A 20,983-nucleotide genomic window follows, 5' to 3' on the forward strand; every position below is an offset into this window, starting at 1 on the left:
CATCGTTGCTCACGACAAGGTTATTGCTTCCCTGTGTCAGCGAGGCGTTATGGCAGAGTCTGTCTCAAATGGTCTGGCAACCCTGACCGTTGAAAACGGGGTGGTGTTTGTTATCAAGCCCGATGGCTCGGTGAAACCGGTCGACTTCGCCTACCAGGTTCAGCCCGATGAGCTGGTGGTCGCGAACGGCTATGCCCGTTATGTCATGATGCAAAACGGTGAGCCTGTGTTGGTCGATCGTCCCTGTCCGACCTGTGTTTTGCTGGATGGCGCCGGAGTCTGGGTGTCGGATCTTGCCGATAATGTTCAGTTTGAACAGCCTGACAGCGATCAAGCACCGCCGGTTGGGCTGGATATCGAACAGCTCCAGGCATTGATCCTGGCCGGGGAAGATCCAACGGAAGTGTTTGAAGCTGCTGCTGCAGGTTCCAGTGGTGAGGCCGCCAACAGTGGTTTCGTGGTTGTTGATTATGATGGCGACAGCATACTTACCGAAGCGGGCTTTGATACAGATTATGAATTTGTGTTTCCTGAGTCAGACGAAGATACGGATGTCATCTACGCCGCAGGTGGCGGGGAATCCGTTTCACTGTCTGTGACGGAAGGCGATTTAGCGCCGGACACCTATCCCAGCCAAACAACGTCAGTTGTGCTGATAGAAGCCGGTACACTACCGCTCGATCCCACCAGTTTTACTTTTGACGCTAGCACTCTGAATGCTTTACTGAATGAACTCAACAGCGAAGTGACATCTGGCGGTCAGCCCGTCATTTTCCGTTTTGACGCTGGCCTGAATGCCATTGTCGGGGAAAGTCAGGGGCAAACTGTTATCACTGTTTCTCTGGTGGCTGAATCGAGTGGCCGGGATGTGGTTGTGACCTTGACGACCGTGTTGAGTGGTCCGGTTGATCACCTCGACAGCGGCGCTGGCGGCAGGGTTGCTATCGCTGATGATGTTTTGACGATTCTGGCAGATATGCAGGGTGCTGATGTCGCCGGTAATGCCTTAGATACTCCTGTCAGCGTGACAGTCACTGTTGTGGACGGTACGGATCCTGCCTTTGGCGCAGACCCAGGTACACGTCTGGATGAATCGGCAGATATGGGCGTGGTGCAGATGGGCAACGTACCACTGGATATCGGCAGTGATGCTATTGAAGCCCTGGTGTTTAATGCGGATCAACCGGCGCTGAACGGGCTGACCAGCAACGGTTTGCCAACGACGCTGAGCGTCGATGGTAACCAGTTAACGTTGGTGGATGCTCAAGGCAATACTGTCCTCGCCGTCAGTATTACACTGGATGGTGCCTATGCTTTCACACTGTTCCAGCCTATTGATGAGCTGATCTCAGATGAAACCGTCTTTAATCTGGGGGTGACAGCCATCGACTTTGATGGAGACACCACGCCTGGCACAGTGGTGTTGATCATTACTGACGGTAGCAATGCACCGGGCGGAGAAACGATTGATTTAGCTGTCACTGAACCGGATCTGTCGCCAAGCGGCTTTCCGGTAGCAAGCACAAATTCAGTCACTGTGACAGCGGGTGTCGACAGACTCGACCCTGCAACATTGGCCGTTGATACTACGCAGAGCGCTGCATTACTGGCTGAGTTATCCTCAGAAGTACAATCTGGCCATCAACCCCTGACATTCACTTACCTTCCACAGACGAATACAATCGAAGGACGCTTACCGGACGGCACGCTGGCCGTCGATATTGTGCTGACGCCTGCTCAGGCGGCCAATGGCCTGGATATGACGGTGAGTGCCACGCTGACACAACATCTCCCCTTAAATCATAATCAGAGCGGGAACAGCGAAGGGCTGGTTGCAGTATCCGGCGATACTATAGTGATCACTGTTCCGGTGCAGGCGCAGGACACAGATGGTGATTTTCTGGATGATCCTGTGCTGGTCACCAGCACAATAACAGACGGTGTGTTTCCCGCTTTTGGTGATGACAGTGGTGCTATCGTCAATGAAACAACGGATGACGGCATTGCCGTCGCAGGCCAGATCGTATTGGATATCGGCAGCGATGATGTAGCCTCCGTTACTATCATCGATAATCAGGCACTGGCTGATGCGATTGGCGCCCTGTCCAGTAACGGCAATCCGGTTAGCTACAACGTGAGTGACAATCAGCTGCAGATATCCGATGCCTCCGGCAGTGTCATTCTGACCGCGACCATCAGCATTGACGGCAGTTATGAAGTGATCATCACCGATTCGTTCGATGAGCTGAGCGCCGATGACCAGATCATATTGCCTGTGGCGGTACTGGCAACGGACGACGACGGCGATACAGCGCAGGGGCAGATCACCCTGACGATTCAGGATGGTGACAACGCGGCAGGCGGAGAAACGGGCAGCATTACCTTCACTGAACCTGATTCTGAGCCGGATAACTATCCGCAGACCGGCACCGATGACATTGTGATATCGGCTGGCGCCGACCGCTTAGTGCCCGATTCGCTGGCGCTGGATCCGGCGCAGTTACAAGCCATTCTTGATGACCTGGGCGCGGTACTGACTTCGGATGCGCAGACCATCACTTTCTTGGTCAATCCAACAACAGGTGTGCTGGAAGGCAGGTTGCCAGACAATTCACTGGCGTTAGCAATCAGTTTTACCGTGGCTCAGTCCGGCAGTAAAGATCTGGCGGTCAGCATTACAGTAACCCAGCATGTGCCGTTAGATCATCTCGCCAGCGCAGTGATCTCGCCATATATCACCACTAACGGTGAGACGATTGCATTAACCTTGCCGCTGAATGCCGAAGATACCGACGGTGATAGTTTAGCGACACCGGCAGAAATCACTGTAGTGATAAATGACGGTGATTTACCTGAATTTCTGGTGGATACCGGGGTAACTGCCAATGAAACGGCTGATAACGGCCAGACATTGACAGGATCCATTGGCCTGGATATCGGCAGCGACGGTATTGCATCACTGGTGTTTGACGATACCCAGCCGGATCTGACGCTCACCAGTAACGGCAATCCGCTGACTCTGGTCCCGAATGGCGATCAGATCACGCTGGAAGATGATAATGGCACAGTGATCATGACGGTCACGATCACACCTGATGGTCAGTACAGTGTGATACTGACTGGCACGTTAGATCATCTGACCGGCGATTCGCTGGACATACCGATGAACCTCGTCATCACAGATAATGACGGTGATCAGGATACGGGGCTGATCACTGTGACTGTCACTGATGGCGAAGATCCTCCGGGCGGTGAAGTGATTGCGGTGACAGTGAATGAACCGGAGCTGGAGCCCAGTAATTATCCCGCTGAAAGCACTGCAACCGTGATCGTCTCAGCAGGAGAAGACAGGTTAGTACCGGAAACTGTCGAGATCGATCCAGCTCAGCTTGCGGCGCTGGTCACAGAGCTGAATGCAGAGCTGACCTCAGGCGGACAAGCTTTGACTTTTGCCGTCAATGTGACGACAGGGGTGCTGGAAGGCACACTCGCAGATGGAACTGTCGTTCTCAGCATTCTGCCATCTGCCGTACAGGTGGCGGGCAGCAATGATATCAGCCTGACACTGAATGTGATTCAGAATGCGCCGCTTGATCATAACCTGAACGGTAATAGCAACGGTTTTGTCACTGTCAATGGCGGGACGATTCTGATTAATTTGCCTGTTCAGGCCAGCGACGTGGATGGAGACCAACTGGCGCAACCGGTTGCTGCTACCGTGACTATTATTGACGGTAAGCTGCCGGCCTTTCTCGATGATACTCAAGTCACAGTGAACGAATCTGATGATCAGGGTGCCACTTTGCCCGGAAGCATAGGCATTGATATCGGCAGCGATGCGGTTGCCAGCCTGACGTTTTCACCGACTCAGCCGGGCCTGGTGGGGATACAGAGTAATGGCGAAGCGGTTACGGTTAACCGGTTAGATGATGAAACGCTGCAGGTGCTCGACGCTGGCGGTAATGTGATCCTGACGGTCAGTATTGACGAGAGCGGTGCGTACGATGTCACCCTGACAGGTACTTTTGATCAGACAGATTCTGATCCTCTGGTGATACCGCTGAACGTGTTGCTGACCGATGATGACGGAGACACCACGCCGGGCACTATCACTGTCAATATTACCGACGGCGGTGATGCCGCTGGCGGAGAGAGTGTCGCTGTTGCTATCACCGAGCCGGATTCTGATCCCACCCAGTATCCGGAAAGTAACAGTGAAGATATCGTTATTACCGCAGGCGCTGACAGATTAGTGCCGGAGTCGGTACAAATCGATCCGGCCGACGTGCAGGCATTGCTGGATGAACTCAATGCCGAAGTGGCATCGGGTACATCGCCGCTGACGTTTAGCTATGATCCGGCCACTGGGGTGATGCAGGGCGCACTGGCCGACGGCACAGTCGCTGTCAGTATTGTGCTGACAGCCACTCAGGTCACAGGCAGCAATGATGTGTCGCTCAATCTGGCAGTCACTCAGAACCTGCCGCTCAACCATAATCTGGCAGGAAACAGCGATGGTTTCGTGTCTGTCAGCGGCGACAGTATTGCCATAAATTTCAATGTCCAGGCCGATGATGTCGATGGCGACAGCCTGATTACACCGGTTAACGCGACGGTGACGATTAGCGATGGCGATATTCCCGCGCTGCTGGAAGATACAGGCGTCACCGTAAATGAAACCATGGATAACGGCGTGCTGAACAGCGGTGGCAACATTGGTGTGGATATCGGCTCAGATGCCATAGCGACTCTGAATTTTGCGCCCGATCAGCCCGGATTATCCGGTATCAGCAGCAATGGCCAGTCAGTCAGCTTTGCGGTCAGTGACAATCAAATCACAGTGAGTGATGCCGATGGTAATCTCATACTGACAGTCACTGTTGCAGAAGATGGCAGCTACGATACGCTGCTGATCGGCACTCTGGATCAGGATACTGGCAACAGCCTGGATCTGCCGCTGAGCCTCATCATCACAGATGAGGATGGCGATACCAATACCGGCATTATCACTGTCACTGTAACCGACGGCGATGATCCTGCCGGTGGCGGAACGATTACCCTTGCGTTGACCGAGCCCGACCTGTCACCGAGCGGCTACCCGGCCACCAATTCAACCACGGCGGATGTTATCGCAGGGGAGGACAGGCTTGACCCGTCTACGATTGAAATCGACCCCGCTCAGTTGCAGGGGTTGATTGATGAACTGGAAGCAGAGCTGACATCAGGCGGACAGGCGCTGACGTTCAGCTATGACTCCGCAACGGGTGAGCTGACCGGCGCGCTGTCTGACGGTACGCCTGCCCTGACGATAACCCTGACCGCCGCACAGGCCGCGAACGGTCAGGATGTGACGCTCAGCTTTGCGACCACCCAGCATTTACCGCTTGATCATCATCAAGCCGGTAATAATACCGGGCTGGTATCGGTCAATGGCACGGATTTGGTGGTCAGTATTCCGGTACAGCTTGCGGATGGGGATGGTGATTCACTGCAGCAGCCTGTCAATGCCCAGGTCACCATTACCGATGGCGTTCTGCCTTCACTCGGGACCGACAGCGGCACCAACTTCACTGAAACCCTGGATGAACAGACGGTCAACGGCAGCATACCGCTGGACATTGGCAGCGATGCGATCGCCACACTTGAATTTGCACAGAATCAGCCATCGCTGGAGGATCTGGTCTCAAACGGTGTGAACACCAGTTATACGGTGACAGGCAATGTCATCGAATTGGTGACAGACACAGACGGCACTCCCGTACTGACGGTCACTGTGAATACCGATGGCACATACACGGTTGTGCAGCATCTGCCGCTGGAGCAACTGGAGGAAGGGGATGTCACCGAGCTGGTGCTGCCGCTTATCGCTGTTGATCAGGACGGTGACAGCAGTAATCAGGGCAATCTGATCATTAATATTTCCGACGGCCCGGATCCGGAAGGCGGCAACCGAACCCTCAGCATCACCGAAGGCGATTTGGACACCACGGTTCCGGCAGACGCCTACCCGGTTGATAACGCCACCACCTTTGCAATTGCTGCCGTGACGGATGATCTGGTCGCCAGCACCCTGATGCTGGAAGCCGGTGCGGCAGACACGCTGCAAAATGAGCTGTCCGCTCTGACCTCAAACGGTGAAGCGTTAATCGCAGTTGTCGATGAATCCGTCGATGGCGTTGTCACTATTACCCTGGTGACAACGGGCGGCAATGATCCTGTATTAACCGTGACATTCACGGCCACCCAGAATGGCAGCGACGTGGATGTGGCCGCCAGTGTGGAGCAGTTCCGCCCGTTAGAGCATGTCGATTTCAACGGCGACATCGTACTGGCCAATGGCAGCGACATTCGCATTGATGTGCCCTTGCAGATCGCCGACAGTGACGGTGATTTACTGATAACCCCGGATGTGACCCGGATTGCGATCATCGACGGTGATCTGCCGGCATTTGGCAGCGATTCCGGTGCCAGCCTCAATGAAGGCGATGACGGAGTGGCAACCGGTAACGGCAGCATAGCGGTGGATACCGGCAGTGACGATATTGTTGCTGTGTTCTTTGATGCGGCGCAGGCTGCGCTGGACAACCTGACCAGCAATGGCTTCGACACTGATTATCTGGTCAGCGGCGATACGATCACAGTGACCCGCACCGATGATCCCTCAGTCACTGTGCTGACAATCACCCTAGACACAGACGGCAACTATGTGGTGAACCAGACCCAGCCGCTCGATCAGTTTGATGCGCCGGATAACAATAATCTGTCCCTGACGGTACTGGCACAGGACAGGGATGGCGATGTCAGCGCACCGGGCACGATAACAATCACCATTGCCGATGGCACCAACGCCGACGGCAGCTTTACCGGTGTGAATACCATTGTCTTTACTGAAGGCGATCTCACCCCGGCCGATCCGGCTGACGGTTATCCGGTATCGGGACAGACAGAGTTAACGATCAATCCGGGTGTCGACAGACTCGACCCGGCCACCACAACACTTGATGCTGCCACGCTGGCTCAGCTGATTGCCGAACTGGAGGCTGAAATCACCGCAGGCGGCCAGCCAGTGACAGCAAACTGGGACAATGCGACCAAGGTACTGACCCTGACCGCCGGTGGTGCAACCGTGCTGACCGCGACGCTGGCCGCCACCCAGAACGCCGATGGTGCAGGGCTTGATATCACACTGGTGGTTGAGCAGCTTGCCCCCTTGGATCATAACGGGACAGACACCTCAGGCCTGGTGGTGTCGCAAAATGATCAGATTCAATTCCAATTGCCGGTTCAGGTGCAGGATAGCGATGGTGATTTTCTCGATAATCTGGTGCCGGTCAATGTGACGATTCAAGACGGTGATGATCCTGTACTCACTGCCATTGAAGCGGTGAGCGTGACAGAAGCCGATCTGGATGGCGGCAATGGCGTCCATCCGGGCACCAATCCCGGCGGTGACGGCGAGTCTGCTACCGGCCAGATCACGCTGGATTCCGGCTCTGATCAAGTGGCGGAATTTATCGTGGATGTCGATGCCTTTAACGCCGCCAATGCCGGACTGACCTCAGGCGGCAACCCTGTGACTCTGGTGTATGACGCCGGGACAGACACTTATCTGGGGCAGGCCAATGGCGTCACAGTGTTCATTCTGGATTTTGATGTGGTGACAGCCAGTTACAGCTTTACGCTGACCGGGGCGCTTGATCACCAGCAACCGGATGACGATACCAGCCTGCAGCTGGATTTCACCGTCACAGCTGTTGATCAGGATGATGATCCCAGCGGTGCGATCACCCTGTCGGTCACCGTGAATGATGACCTGCCGGTAACGACTGATGTGACTTTCGATACCTTAGTGGAAGGCCAGACAAGCAGCACGCTGGATCTGCTGGCGGTCAGCCAGGAAGGGGCCGATGATGCCCAAGTGACGGCCATTATTGACGCAGACGGTAACCGGACCGATTTAACGAGCGGGGCGCCGGATGCCAGTGGGTTTTTCGCGGTCGATATTTTTGAAAGCGGCCAGTTGATTGGTCAGTTATTCGTCCACCCGGAAGGTGACGCGTTTTTCGTGTCAGAGCCTGACATTGATCATGCCGATGCGGCCCTGACCAGCACGCTGACGTTCGAAGTGCTCGATGGCGATAACGATCTGGACACCAGCCTGATCAATTTGACTATCACAGATGACAACCCGGTGCTCATTGTGGATCCTGCGCAGGGCGTGGAAGAGCAGGGACGCAATCCGGACCCGGACGAGAGTCTGGCCGATCCTGCGCTGGGGATTCCTGTCACCATGTCGATCGATCTGGGCGATCAGGACAGAGGCGAAACCATAGGTGATGTTTTTATTGTTCTGCCGGCTGACCCGCACGGGGATTTTTATTTTAACGGTGTGCTGATCACCCCGAGCGGCGGCCAGGTCCAAATTCCTGCCAGCGCGTTTACTGATCCCGACGGCGACGGTGTGTTTGAACTGCAAGGGGTGACCTTTGTACCGGAGCCTGATTATTCGACGGCCGCCGAGCCGGGCTTCTTGCTGGATTTCACCGTGACCGCTCAGATTGACGTCACACAAGGTACGCCGCCTGCTCAGCTGACCGGCACCTTGTCCGTCGATGTGCAGGGCATTGCCGATGTGCCTGTCTGGGACGGCGCGGCACAGGTTCACTACGGCAACGGGCAGGAAGATGGCGATAACATCAATATCGGCCCGTCATTCAACGCCTTGCTGCAAGATACCGACGGCTCCGAAGAGCTGGTATACATTGTGCGCATTGTCGAAGGCGAGGGACAGATAGTCGGTGAAGGGCTGATTGATCAGGGCGACGGTTCGTTCCTGGTGCCTGTCAGTCAGATCAATACCGTGGCTGTCGACCCTGCTGAAAACTTCAGTGGTGATATTCGCCTTGAACTGATTGCGCAGAGTACCGAAACACTCAATCCTCTGGCTGGTTCGGAAACTGCCCAGTCTGTGGTGCAGGAAGTGGTGATCAATGTGCTGCCGGTGGCGGACGATGCACAGCTCAAAGTGACACGCGTTGAAGGGTTGGAAGATGAACCGATTCCGCTCAGCGATCATATTACGCTGACCGAGCTGGATGACACCGCCGATGATTTTGGTGTCGAAACCCTGTTCGTCCGGATTTCCGACCTGCCCGATGGCGCCGTACTGCTGCAAAACGGCACACCACTCACCCCGGATGCCAATGGCGTCTATGAATTTGCGTATACCGACATCGGCGAGATTGAGTTGCAACCGGTGCCTGAAAGCAATGTCGATTTTTCGTTCACCGTGGAAGGCGTTGTCCGTGATCAGGTTGAGATCACGCTGGCAGACGGCACAACCACCACGGCGACCGATGAGCGGGTGATTCCGGCGAAAACCATCGAGGTGGATCTGACGGGTGTCGCTGATGCGCCGGACTTTGACATTGGCGGGACCAGTTGGACCGAGCTGCCGGACGGTGGATTGCCGGGGGTGGAAACTACGATCAATGAAGACGAAGAAGCGGTGCTTGATTTCAGTGTGATTTCCGGAGAGCTGGTGTTAGCGCCAACGGATACGTCGGAAACCCTCTCGCTGGTGATCAGCAATATCCCGGAAGGCACACAGTTCTTTGATGCCGATGGGAATCCTCAGTCGATTGTTTATGCCGGGATTGACCCGGCCACAGGCACCCCGAAATATGAAGTGAAGCTGGATGCCGGAACGATTACGGTCAGGCCGCCTTTGAACAGCACCGAAGATATTGTGCTGAACGCCAAAGTGGTGGTGACAGAAAACGATGGGGATCAACTGGAACAGGAAAGCCAGATTGTGATTCACATCGAGCCGGTCATTGATGCCGGGGATTACACCCAGACCAGTCAGGGACTGGAAGATCAACCGGTGACCATCAACTGGCAGCCACCGTTCAGCGACAGTAAAGAGTTTGCCACAGGGCTGACGCTTCAGAATATACCGACGGCTCCGGGCTACAGCCTGCAAATCAACAATGGCGGAACTATCACTGCCCTGACGGTGGATGCTTCCGGCTCTGTCACCCTGACTGCGGCGGAATTTGCGTTACTGGAGGGTGGGGCACAGCTTCAGCTGATTGCGCCGGAAGATTCGGATCTGGATGTCACAATCAATACCCTGGTGATGGTGCAAGAGAACGATGTGGATTCACCGGCTGTGGCAACCAAAGAAGTGGCTGGCACGGTCACGCTGAATATCACGGCTGTGGTCGAGCCGGATGGCGTCATTGGCATTCAAACCGGGACAGACACCAATGGCGATCCCATTTTTACCGATACGCTGGTGGTGGGCGACCGTCTGGATCTGACTGGGGGCGGCGGCTCGGAGGGTTCGATTCGTTTCCTGGATCTGGATCCGAGCAGTGATGAAGTCGTGACCGATGTGGTTCTGACCTTCCGCGATGCGGGCGGTAATCTGCTGACAGGTTTTGTGGCCGAAGGCGCGATTAACAACGGAGATGGCAGCTGGTATGTGCCGGATGGCAATCTGGATCAGATTGTCGTGATCCCGCCACCGGGATTTAACGGGACAGCCACGGTAGAAGTGGCAGGCCGGGTGCAGGATCTCAGTGATGATGGCGACGTCAGCGCGCTGGTGGAATTTACCGATACGGTGCAGGTGACTTTCACCCGTGGCGCGGAGGATCAGGTCGCTGCTGAGATTCAGATTGACGAGACGATTGAAGTCACAGGGGCGGAAGACACGCAGGTCGATCTGGGCAGCTTTCTGAATCAGATCGTCAGCCTGAACAGCACTGCAGGTGATCAGGGTGATGATGAATTATCGCTGGTGATTGATGCAGGCAGCTTGCCACCGGGCGTGACGATTTCCGGCACTGATTTTAACTTTGTGACCAATCAGTATGTTATCAAAACGACGGTGAATCCGGACGGCACCATTGATTTAAGCGGCGTGAGCCTGAATCTGCCGCAGGATTTTGCCGGGGACTTTACGATCAGTGTCCAGTATGTGAATACAGACACGGTCAGCGGCGATACCGATCAGCAGCTTGATGAGATTCCCATCCGTATTTCACCTGTGGTGGATCAGCCGGACTTCACATTAAGCGTGGTGGAAACGCAGGGGCTGGATGCGGATCTGCAACCTGTGTCGGACAGCGGCGAAGCCGAAGTCATCCAGACTGGCACGGCCTATGAAGACGGGCAAATCATTCTGGATGTGTCGGACTCTGTCGGCGATATCAGTACCACACAGGCGGAAGGGCTGGAAACCATCACTCAGGTTGTGGTGACTGTCACCGATCCGGCAACCGGGACATTGCTCGACAGCAATGGGAATCCGGTCAGCTCACTGACGATTACGGATCTGAGCCAGCTGGACAGCATTGTCTTCCAGCCCGCGCAGGATTTCAGCGGCACTGTGTCGTTGTCGCTGTCGGTTGAAGTGACAGATACCGCGAGTTATGACATGACCACCGGACCGGCGACAGAAAGTGATACTGCAACCTTCAGTAATACGGTGACCTTTGAGGTGGTCGCTGTGAATGATTCGGTCGATTTTGTCGGCACCGATGTGCCGCTGGTCGGCGACGAAGACACGGCTATCAGTCTGTCGGGCTTGGGGGGCTCAGTCGTCGACATTGATGGTTCCGAGCAAATTCTCTCTGTCAAATTGACCAACGTGCCGGAAGGGTTTGTGGTCAGCGGTGCGGCCAACAATGGCGGCGGTGAATGGACCATTGCTGTGCCACCGGGCAGTACGAGCTTTGATCTGAGCAGTGTCACAATCACACCGCCGATGGATTTCAGCGGAACCGCAGAAATTGGGGTGACGGTCTTCACGCAAGAGGAAAGTTTGTCGACGCCCTCTGAGCAGAGTGCGACCTTCACACTGCAGGTCGATCCGGTGGCAGATCGGGTCGATACCGATGTCACGCCGACGGCCAGCGGCATGGAAGATCAGAACATCGATCTGATCCTGAATATTGAAGCGTTCGATGACGCGCCCAGTAATACGAACGGGGCGGCAAATGTGACTGAAAATCCGCCGGAAACGCTGCAGGTTCTGGTGTCGAATGTACCGGAATCCAGCAGTATTGCGCTGCCAGACGGTGTCAGCGGAACGGTGACTGACAATGGCGACGGCACCTGGCTGGTCACGGTCGATAGTGCTGATCTGGACCGTTTGGTCTTTGTGCCGGGCGATGCCAACCGAGAGAACTGGAATGGCGAACTGAACCTTGAAATCCGCGCCGTGGATCAAACCGATGTGGCCACCGACGACAAGGCCGTGTTCACCACAATCACGGTGGACATCGAGCCGGTCAATGATGCCCCGGTGAATGAAGTACCGTCGGATCCGCTGGTGGTGGATGAAGATAACACACTGCTGATCACGGCACTGCAGGTCACGGATGTGGACGTGGATGAAACGTCCGAGGGAACCATGACGGTGACACTGAGCGTCAGCGACGGCGTGCTTGCTGTGCCGGACGGCAGCAATACGGGCGCGCTGACGATCACCGGTGACGGGACAGACACCTTAGTGCTGGAAGGCTCTGTCACAGACATCAACACACTGCTTGGCAGTGGTTTGAATTTTACGCCGGATCTGAACGTCAATGGCGAAGTCACACTGACGATGACGACCAATGATCAGGGCAACACGGGCGCTGGCGGCCCGCTGGAAGACAGTGACATGGTGACCATTCAGGTGCAGGCCATCAATGATGCACCTGAATTGCCAGCATTACCCGATCAGACCGTGGCGGAAGAGGCTGTACTGACTCTCAGTGGTTTATCCGTCACTGATGTTGATTTCGGCGAAGCCGGATCAACCGGCGTGATGATCGCCACCCTGAGCGCAGATCAGGGCACGCTGACCGTGACTGTCCCCGGTGGTTCGTCGGTCATCGTGACCGATAACGGGACAGGCGCAGTGACGCTGGAAGGCAGCCTGGATGAGATCAATGCCATTCTGGCAGCAGGTGTGGATTATCAGGGAAATGCGGATTTCAATGGCGCAGATACGGTCACAGTGACGGTCAATGATCTGGGCAACGTCGGGACTGACGGCCCGAAAACTGCCACAACCGCAGTGAATGTCACGGTGACGCCGGTGGCTACACCGCCGACACTGACACTGTCTGTCCCGCAGACCGCAGTGATGCGGGGTGCGCTCGGTGCGGTCATACCGTTACTGGGACTTGAAGCCGTGGCGGGCGATCCGAATGAAACTCTGACGGTGCAGATTCGCAATCTCGGCACGGGTCAGTTAGTCGACAGCACCGGGGCTGTGGTCGGGACAGACAATGGCGATGGCAGTTGGACGGTCACTGCGGCACAGCTCAGTGATCTCTTGGTCAGTAATTTGCCGGAAGGGACCAGCAATCTGTCCGTGGTTGCGGTTTCTGAAGAGGTAGACGGCAGTCAGGCAGAATCAGCGCCGGTCGCGATTGAAGTCCGCGTGGATGACCCGGCCAATACCGGCGGGGAAATCGGGGCCGGTGATAGCGGCGCACCGAATCTGGTCATCAGTGCGGATGGCGGGGACACGCTGCTGGGGGGGGATGGCGATGATATTCTGATTGGCGGCTTAGGTCAGGATATTCTGATTGGCGGCTTAGGTCAGGATATTCTGGTCGGTGGTGCAGGTGATGACATTCTCTGGGGCGGTGAAGAAGGTGGCACCGGTGACGGGGTTCGTGATCTGTTCAGGTGGATTGCGGCTGATTTAGGCACGGCCGGCAATGAAGCCACGGACACGGTGAAAGATTTCGAAGCCGGCATCGACGGCCTGGATCTGACCGAAGCGGTGGATACTTCCGGCAGCAGTTCGTTTGATGATCTGACTGCTCAAATTCAACTGGCCGACAGTGGCAGTAATACGCTGCTCAATATTATTGACGGCGGTGTCCTTGTGCAGAGCATAGTGCTGGAAGGTGTCAGTCAGGCCAGCTTGCTTGGCGAAGATCCGGCCGGATTAACCGACGGAGAAAAACTGGAAACTTTATTTAATAATGGCGCTCTGCTGCTTGATATCAGCTTTGCCACCATAGCAGATGATCAGCTGGCAGCGGAAGCTTCGGGCAGCACGCTGAACGGACTGGCCGGTGACGATACCCTGATTGCCGGACCCGGTGATGACATCTTAACCGGCGGGGAAGGTGCCGATAATTTTGTAATCAATACTTCGTCTGTCACCACGCCGGCCAATACCGATGTGTTTACAGATTTGAATCCCGGTGAAGATGTACTGACCTTGTCGGATGTTTTACCGGACGGCGGCGCTGATAACTTAACCCGTCTGCTCGATAACATTGATGCCAATATCGATACCAGCGACAGCATCAATCTGGCAGTAAGTACGGTGAGTGGGGAGCACAATGTGGTGCTGGAAAACCTGGACCTGGGCGGCTTGGATCTGGATATCAGTTCAACCGCCACAGAAATCGTCACTTCGCTGTTCGACAATAATGTATTTAACCTGGATCCCTAGTGGCTGATGTGGGAGATCGCACCTTGATCTAATGAGCATTACGCCACTCGCATGGCCGCTAACCGGTACAGATCCAGCGCGCGCCGTTTCTGTTGTTCAGTCGGGCGCTTATCATGGCAGTAAAGCCAGTAGCAGGATTTCAGAATCTCATTGACCTCATCATGCTGTAGCCCGACAGGGGTAGCCAGTGCGGTGAGTTCCAGTATTAAAAAACACAGCTCATGGTGAAACGGTACGATGAAAAAAGCACGGTAAGCGTGTTTTAGCGCTTGATTGGCAAGGTTTTGTTGCCGGTATGACTGTGCCTTTTTAACCAGTGCGCCCCCCAATCTCAGCCGTTGGTAAATTTCATCCTGAAAGCCGTTCAGCAGCTCAATCTGACTGAGCATCAGTCCTTCATCTTCTGTCTGACCGCAAATTTTACGCGCTTTGACCATTGCCGCTTCATACATGTCCGGCATACCACAAAATCCATACATACGTGCCAGATTCAACGCGGTGTAAAAGTCATCTGTCCCTACGCTATCCATGTCAATTTGACTTGCGATGCTGTAGCAATTTTGAATCTCCCCGCGCATGCAGGCGAGTATCGCCAGACCAACCAGAAAGCTGGGGTGATTTTCGAGCCGTTTATCTTCTTTCACTGCTTTCTGATTTAGCTGAACAAGCGCACTACGGGCTTCATCAATCAGTTGTGTTGTGTGTTTGGCATCACGGGAATAGATGCTGGCCAATAGCAGCGAGATGGCGGCGTTCACTTCCACGCCATAACTGTACTGGCTGGTATCTGCGACTTTGCGGATGAAACGCTGGTAGCCGGTTGCGGCTTTATTATGGTTCTGCTGGTGGGCATATAAGTTGGCAATGATAAGTTCCCGGATCGGGTTAGCCGGATTGATTTTATGAAGCATCAGAAAATGTTGTAAGGCTTGCGGCAGTTCGTTTTGTCTGATCAGACAGTTAGCCAGCCCCTGGCGGGCTTTGGGGTGGTACGGATGTTTTGCCAGTATTTTATGGAAAATCTCTTGTGCCTGCTTGAGTTTTCCCAAGCCTTGCAGTGCATTACCAAACCCTATCATGGGCCAGATATGTTGTGTTTCCGTACAGGCCTTTAAATACAGGTTTTCAGCTTCCTGATGGCGTTGTAACCGCAACAGACAGTCACCCTGTATGCGTGTGATGTAGCCCTTATACTTGGGGAAGTCCTGGGTTAGTGACGAGGCGAGATGCAGGGCTTGTTCGTACTGTTTTTCATCAATAGCAGTCAGTAATACCTTCAATACCGTTTTTCGCTCCAGTACGTATTCGATTCTCGAAATGAAATCAGAAAAACGAAACGGCTTAATCAGATAATCATCGGGTTCCAGTTCCAGAAAATGGGTCACGACTTTCTGGCTGTTATCGCCGGTCACACAGATAAAGACGCTGCTAGGTGATAACAGATGATTATGTTTGATTTCCTCAAAAATAAGTCCGCCATCAATATGGTGCTGCATGTTGTAATCACAAAGTACCACGTCGAACTGGTTAGTTCGCAGTAACCGAAGCGCTTTCAGGCTGTCTGTGGCGGTCTGAATGTGTGAGTTGGGCACACCGGCATTAGTCAGCATAGAGCGCGTCAGTGCGATAGCCATATGACTATCGTCAATGATTAAAAAAGAGTGGTGGCATAACAACATAGGCCTCGCCTTCCCCGACAGAGGTTACTCACATAAAAGATTAGATCATTGTTGCATATGCGTTCAGAAAATCACGCTACTTAGTTACCATAACTGCAGAATTAAAATCTGTCCCAGTCGGTTCTGTTCTGGATAATACTGCTGTGTCATGGCATGCCTTCGCTCTAAGAAAAGATCATAAGACCAGATAATCAAGGTCAGAAAAGCAAACGTGAATCATCAGGACAGAAACGGAATCCGCTTCTCACTTCGGGGTAAACCGTTAAATCGACAGTCATATCCGTCTTATTCACTGAGATTCCAGTGAGAAAGCAATCCTATCTTGTTGATAAAATGGCCTAATTATTGATGAGATGAGGACGGGTAATGCCGGTAACAGTAAGTGCAGATGGGTTGAGTATTGTCCACCAAGGCTCGGAGGGCGTAGCAAACGCCGATATTCCGGATGTTTGTATGACACAGTGCGGACCACCTGTTGTGCCGATTCCTTATTCCAATGAAGCCAAATCGGCCGATCTGGTGGAGGGTACGACGACAGTGACAATGGACGGTGGCAACAGTATCGCGATCAAACCCAGCAAATTCTCGACCAGTACCGGCGATGAAGGTGGAGACAAGAAGGGCATAGTCTCTGGTGTCATTCAGGGAGAAGCCGCTTTTGTCACTGCCTCTGCCACCGTCAAAATCGAAGGCGAAGGGGTTGCCCGCTTGTCTGACATGATGACCATGAACAAAGCCAATACCATGTGCCTGTCTGGCGTATCCCAAGCCAGTGTCGAGGTACCGCCAGACGAAGCCGCAACGTTTGATGTCACCCTGAGTTGCCGATACCCAACGGGTGCTCCGTTGGTAAATGCGCCTTTTACGGTTACTGATGAAGGCGGGGCGGAGCTGGGCAGCGGCACTCTGGATGCTTCCGGACAGGCCGTGGTCAGCGGGTTGGAAGAAACCCTGTGTCTCTTCAATATTCAGGAATCTCAGGATCCGTATCAGCCTTACAATAACCTGCCGGAAAATAGCGTCGAAAACCCGTATCCGGATTTATTCAGCTATTGCTCAGCTGTGGCGGGCAATCGCGTGCCGTTCTGGCAGGAACGCAGTGGCGTACGCAACGACTGGGGCGTTTTGCTGTCGGAAACCTTCTCTGATCCGGATTTCGAATCACTGGTGCGGTTTGAAAGCCAGTTCAGCGCCACGTATTTCGCCACCGAACATCAGCATAAAGTGTTTGGCGAATGTTTTGTGTCAGCACTGGATTGGATTCAACGCGACGCAGACACAGTCGATCACTACGTACCGCTGATTCACAGCCTGGCGCCACTGTGCCATCCGCAGGGGCATATTCTCGATGCCTTGTTCACGCCGGATGAGTTTCTGCCGCCGGCCTTTTTGCTGGGTGGTGTGCGCTATCACGGCACAGGCAACAGCATCGAATACATCCGCAATATGGACTGGGACGCTGTCGCTCAGTCGTTCAGTCAATACATCGACAATTTTGTCGGTGTGATAGCCGATTATCTCGCCTTTATTAAACTGCAGGCTGAATACGAGCACCGCACCGTGATAGTAGAAGGGATTGCCCGCTATGAAGACGGCTTGAAAACCCTGAAGCGGCTTCTGCCGGACATTACGGCACAATATTTTTCTTCGTTAAGTGAGAAGTTGGTGCAGCTAATTGAAAACGCAGAAGAAAGTATTGTGACAAACACCCAGGTTTCCGGTTACAGTTCCACAGTCGGCCAGGTGACTGCTGTGGTTTTCACAACAGCAAACACCGGACAGGAAAGCCTGATTCCGTTCCTCGATGTGTATTCAGACTAAGGTGACACGAGCATGAAAACCGCATTTCCCATCTGTCAGGTCGACGGTAGCCAGTTCAACGATGTGTCTGCACTGAAGGTGCTGCTGAACGGGCAGACCAGTGGCCGTTACATCATCAGCAAAGGCCGTGGCTGGCACGGTGGCATTCACTTCAATAATCGCATTGCATTCTGGGCACAGCACTTCCAGCCAGTTCAGGCCATGGCCGACGGTGAGCTGGTGGCTTATCGCATGGCGGAAGAATACCCGACCACACAGTATCAGGAGACCACTTCCAGTTACAGCAACAACTTCTGCCTGCTGCGCCATACCTTCCAGAACCCGGATAAAGAAGACGAAAGTTATACTTTCTATTCCCTCTACATGCATTTGCAATCGCAGAAGGAAATTCAGGATTCGATCACAGCGGCAGAGAGCGCGAGTCAGATATCCTATATCCGCTTGAAAAAGAACTGGAACTCTCGGAGTGAGCCGGGAAGTGCAGATTTTGACAAGAAAGTGTTACTGCCTAAAGATTCAATCCTGAAGCTTATTGATCCTTCACGAGCAACAGTAACCAAAGACAAGATTAGAAATACCGAATATGACTTTCTTAAGGTCAAGGTGGTCTGCGTCGGTCAGTATGTTGGTAATAAGGATAAAGTTAAGATTCAGAATGAAGCCGATCAGAAGCTGAATCAAGAGGTCTGGCTGGCCATTAAGCAATACGGTGAAGGCACCAATCCAGAGGAGTTTTGGAACAATTTGGCTGAGCCGTTAACCAAACAAATGCCACCATGGCACACCCAAAATGGCCCGGAAAATAATTTGCCCATCGTCGCTGATGGTACCGTCCAGGTACCCGAACTGCCGATGAACATTAAAGCCGGCGAACACCTGGGTTATCTGGGCAAGTACGAGTACCTGAAAAATGCCCAGGGCAATATTGATCAGGAATACCGCGTTCATCTTGAAGTGTTCTCAAATGATCGCCCGCCTGAATATTTCCTTAAAGCTCTGGCTGGTGGACAAGAAGAACATGGTTTTCAGGTTATCGACGGCAGCAGCAGTACCGGCGTAATGGAGCCGGCAAACACCTTCTTCAACGACATTCGCCGCGCAATCGACACAGATAACGACGGCCAGATCTCAGAAAACGAACTGGTTGCCTTCTATCAGGCCGCCACGAACAGACTTGAAAAAGTAATCGCCAAGCACCCGAGTGAGTGGTATTCCAAGGCAGAAGAGCACTGGTTTAATCAAGTATTGGCAATGAGCCAAAAGTTGACAGAAGCAAGTTTAAGCCGATATTTTGATTCGACTGAAAGTTATATGTCGTCGGAATTTCGTAAAAACTTCGTACAGTCATACGACAGTTTTGCCATCCATGAAAAAGAGCGCATCGATAACACCAGTTGGATGCAGGATATCAACCCTGAAAAACTAGAACTAAAGCCAGAGGTTTGGCATTTTTGGCCGTTTACTATCGGTAGCTATGGATACCAGATATCTAAAGAAAAAATGGCTGCGTTATTCCCCGATGCTCCAGAAGGGAAGCGAGAAGAAGTTCGGATTTTATTTAATGCTAATGCTGAACTATTCGAAATCAATACGCATGAACGTGCGGCTCAGTTTTTTGCGCAGATTAGAGAGGAAGTAGGTGATAGCCTGCTTGGGAAAGAAGAAGACTTATGGTATAGCGTCGAAGGGTTAAGAGGTAAAGCATATTTTCTAACTTACACAACTGAAGCAGATCAGTTAGGATATAAAAGAATAACAAGCGATGAGTATGCTATTTTATCTGAACAGGATAAAGGAAAGTATACTAAAAGAAAATCTTATTACTATTCTCAATTCCCTCAGGAATATGAAATTGCTAAAAGAGTTTATGCTTGCCCTAATGGTTATTTTGAATTGATACAAGGAGGGGATGAATCCGGTTGGTTATATAGAGGGAAAGGTTTTATTCAGTTAACATGGTTAGTTAATTATAAAGATGTACAAAAGGTTCTTGAGGATAAAATAAAAGGTTTTGAGTTTGACATTGTTAACAATCCGGAGGTTTTGCTAGAAACTAAAGTTGGTTTTCTCTCTGCACTAGGATTTTGGGAGTTAAAAAAAATCAATAATGTAGTTGATGGAACTATTGAGTCAACGGATAGAGTTACAGATATAGTCAATAAACGTACACCAAGTAGAGCTGAACGAAGACAGCATTTTTTAGATGCCTATAAAGTATTAACAGGAAGGTTGGATATAATTGATGAATAAGTTTATTATTATATTTTTCGCTATTGTTGCAAGTAAACCATCATTTGCAAATGAGAGTCAGAAATGTGTGGATTCAATTGTGAAATTGATGAAAAATGATGCATTTAATTCAAATAATGGGGAGCATCACAAAGATGAGTTAAAAGCGTACTCCTGTAAAAAAACATCCGATAGTGCCTATACAATAGCCTCATATTTACAGCTCAGTGAGAAAGATAAGAAATATGATTTATATCATTGGCGAGTTTTGTTAATTAAAGATGAGCAGCGTATTGAATCTTCGTATTCAGGATTCATAGAGGAAGAGACTGAGATTGCAGTCGGTGATGATCCAATTTTATTAGACACTCATGACTATTATCTTGATGATAACGTCAAAGCATTTGGTGTGATATTGAATGTTGGGTATGCAGCCCCCTGTTCTACAGGTGGCAGGAATCAGTATTTCAATTTATTTGTTCAAAACCAGAATAATATGAATCGGGTGTTGATTGATTATCCAATGCAAGATTGGTTTATTTTAAAAGGAAATGCTTGCTATGAAGATCAAAGAGTCATCAAGCAGATAGTAAATTCATCCGTTGAAGTACAAGAAACAAAAACAAATGGGTTCTACGATTTACTAGTAAAACGTAGAGAAATAATTGAAAATGAACGAGATGAGGTGCTGGATGAGCAACTGAAAGTCATTCACCGCAATAAGCTACTGAAGTTTGATGGTCATTTTTATCGATGATCCGTTACTGATCATGTCTTG

At 52.3% G+C, this 20,983-nt stretch carries 5 protein-coding genes; 4 read left to right on the plus strand and 1 reads right to left on the minus strand.

The window, feature by feature from the left end:
- Positions 1-49 precede the first annotated feature (49 nt).
- Positions 50-14,476, plus strand: a complete 14,427-nt coding sequence (locus IFO68_RS13490; RefSeq protein WP_192016378.1) for a retention module-containing protein — start codon at positions 50-52, stop codon at positions 14,474-14,476.
- 38 nt (positions 14,477-14,514) lie between these two features.
- Here IFO68_RS13490 and IFO68_RS13495 read toward each other — a convergent pair whose 3' ends face one another.
- Entirely contained in the window at positions 14,515-16,155 is a 1,641-nt protein-coding gene (locus tag IFO68_RS13495; protein WP_192016379.1) for a response regulator, read from the minus strand.
- A gap of 366 nt (positions 16,156-16,521) precedes the next feature.
- Between IFO68_RS13495 and IFO68_RS13500 the strand changes: the two genes are divergently transcribed.
- The 3 genes from IFO68_RS13500 to IFO68_RS13510 are packed head-to-tail and all read left to right on the plus strand — an operon-like array spanning position 16,522 to position 20,962.
- Positions 16,522-17,976: a DUF4150 domain-containing protein gene (locus IFO68_RS13500; RefSeq protein WP_192016380.1), complete on the plus strand. Its 1,455-nt coding sequence runs from the start codon at positions 16,522-16,524 to the stop codon at positions 17,974-17,976.
- A 12-nt stretch (positions 17,977-17,988) separates the two neighbouring features.
- Entirely contained in the window at positions 17,989-20,226 is a 2,238-nt protein-coding gene (locus tag IFO68_RS13505) for a glycoside hydrolase family 19 protein (RefSeq protein WP_192016381.1), read from the plus strand.
- Positions 20,219-20,962, plus strand: coding sequence for a PA3715 family protein (locus IFO68_RS13510; RefSeq protein WP_192016382.1), 744 nt, complete (start codon positions 20,219-20,221; stop codon positions 20,960-20,962). Before IFO68_RS13505 ends, IFO68_RS13510 begins: the two co-directional genes overlap by 8 nt.
- Positions 20,963-20,983: the final 21 nt, after the last annotated feature.

The organism is Photobacterium arenosum, assembly GCF_014841115.1.
In the GTDB taxonomy this organism is placed as follows: domain Bacteria; phylum Pseudomonadota; class Gammaproteobacteria; order Enterobacterales; family Vibrionaceae; genus Photobacterium; species Photobacterium arenosum.

What these genes read in the sequence shown, in the direction of transcription:
- IFO68_RS13500 (WP_192016380.1), top strand. Translation starts at nt 16,522, where the DNA reads ATGCCGGTAACAGTAAGTGCAGATGGGTTGAGTATTGTCCACCAAGGC.
- IFO68_RS13505 (WP_192016381.1), top strand. Translation starts at nt 17,989, where the DNA reads ATGAAAACCGCATTTCCCATCTGTCAGGTCGACGGTAGCCAGTTCAAC.
- IFO68_RS13495 (WP_192016379.1), bottom strand. Translation starts at nt 16,155, where the DNA reads ATGTTGTTATGCCACCACTCTTTTTTAATCATTGACGATAGTCATATG.
- IFO68_RS13490 (WP_192016378.1), top strand. Translation starts at nt 50, where the DNA reads ATGGCAGAGTCTGTCTCAAATGGTCTGGCAACCCTGACCGTTGAAAAC.
- IFO68_RS13510 (WP_192016382.1), top strand. Translation starts at nt 20,219, where the DNA reads ATGAATAAGTTTATTATTATATTTTTCGCTATTGTTGCAAGTAAACCA.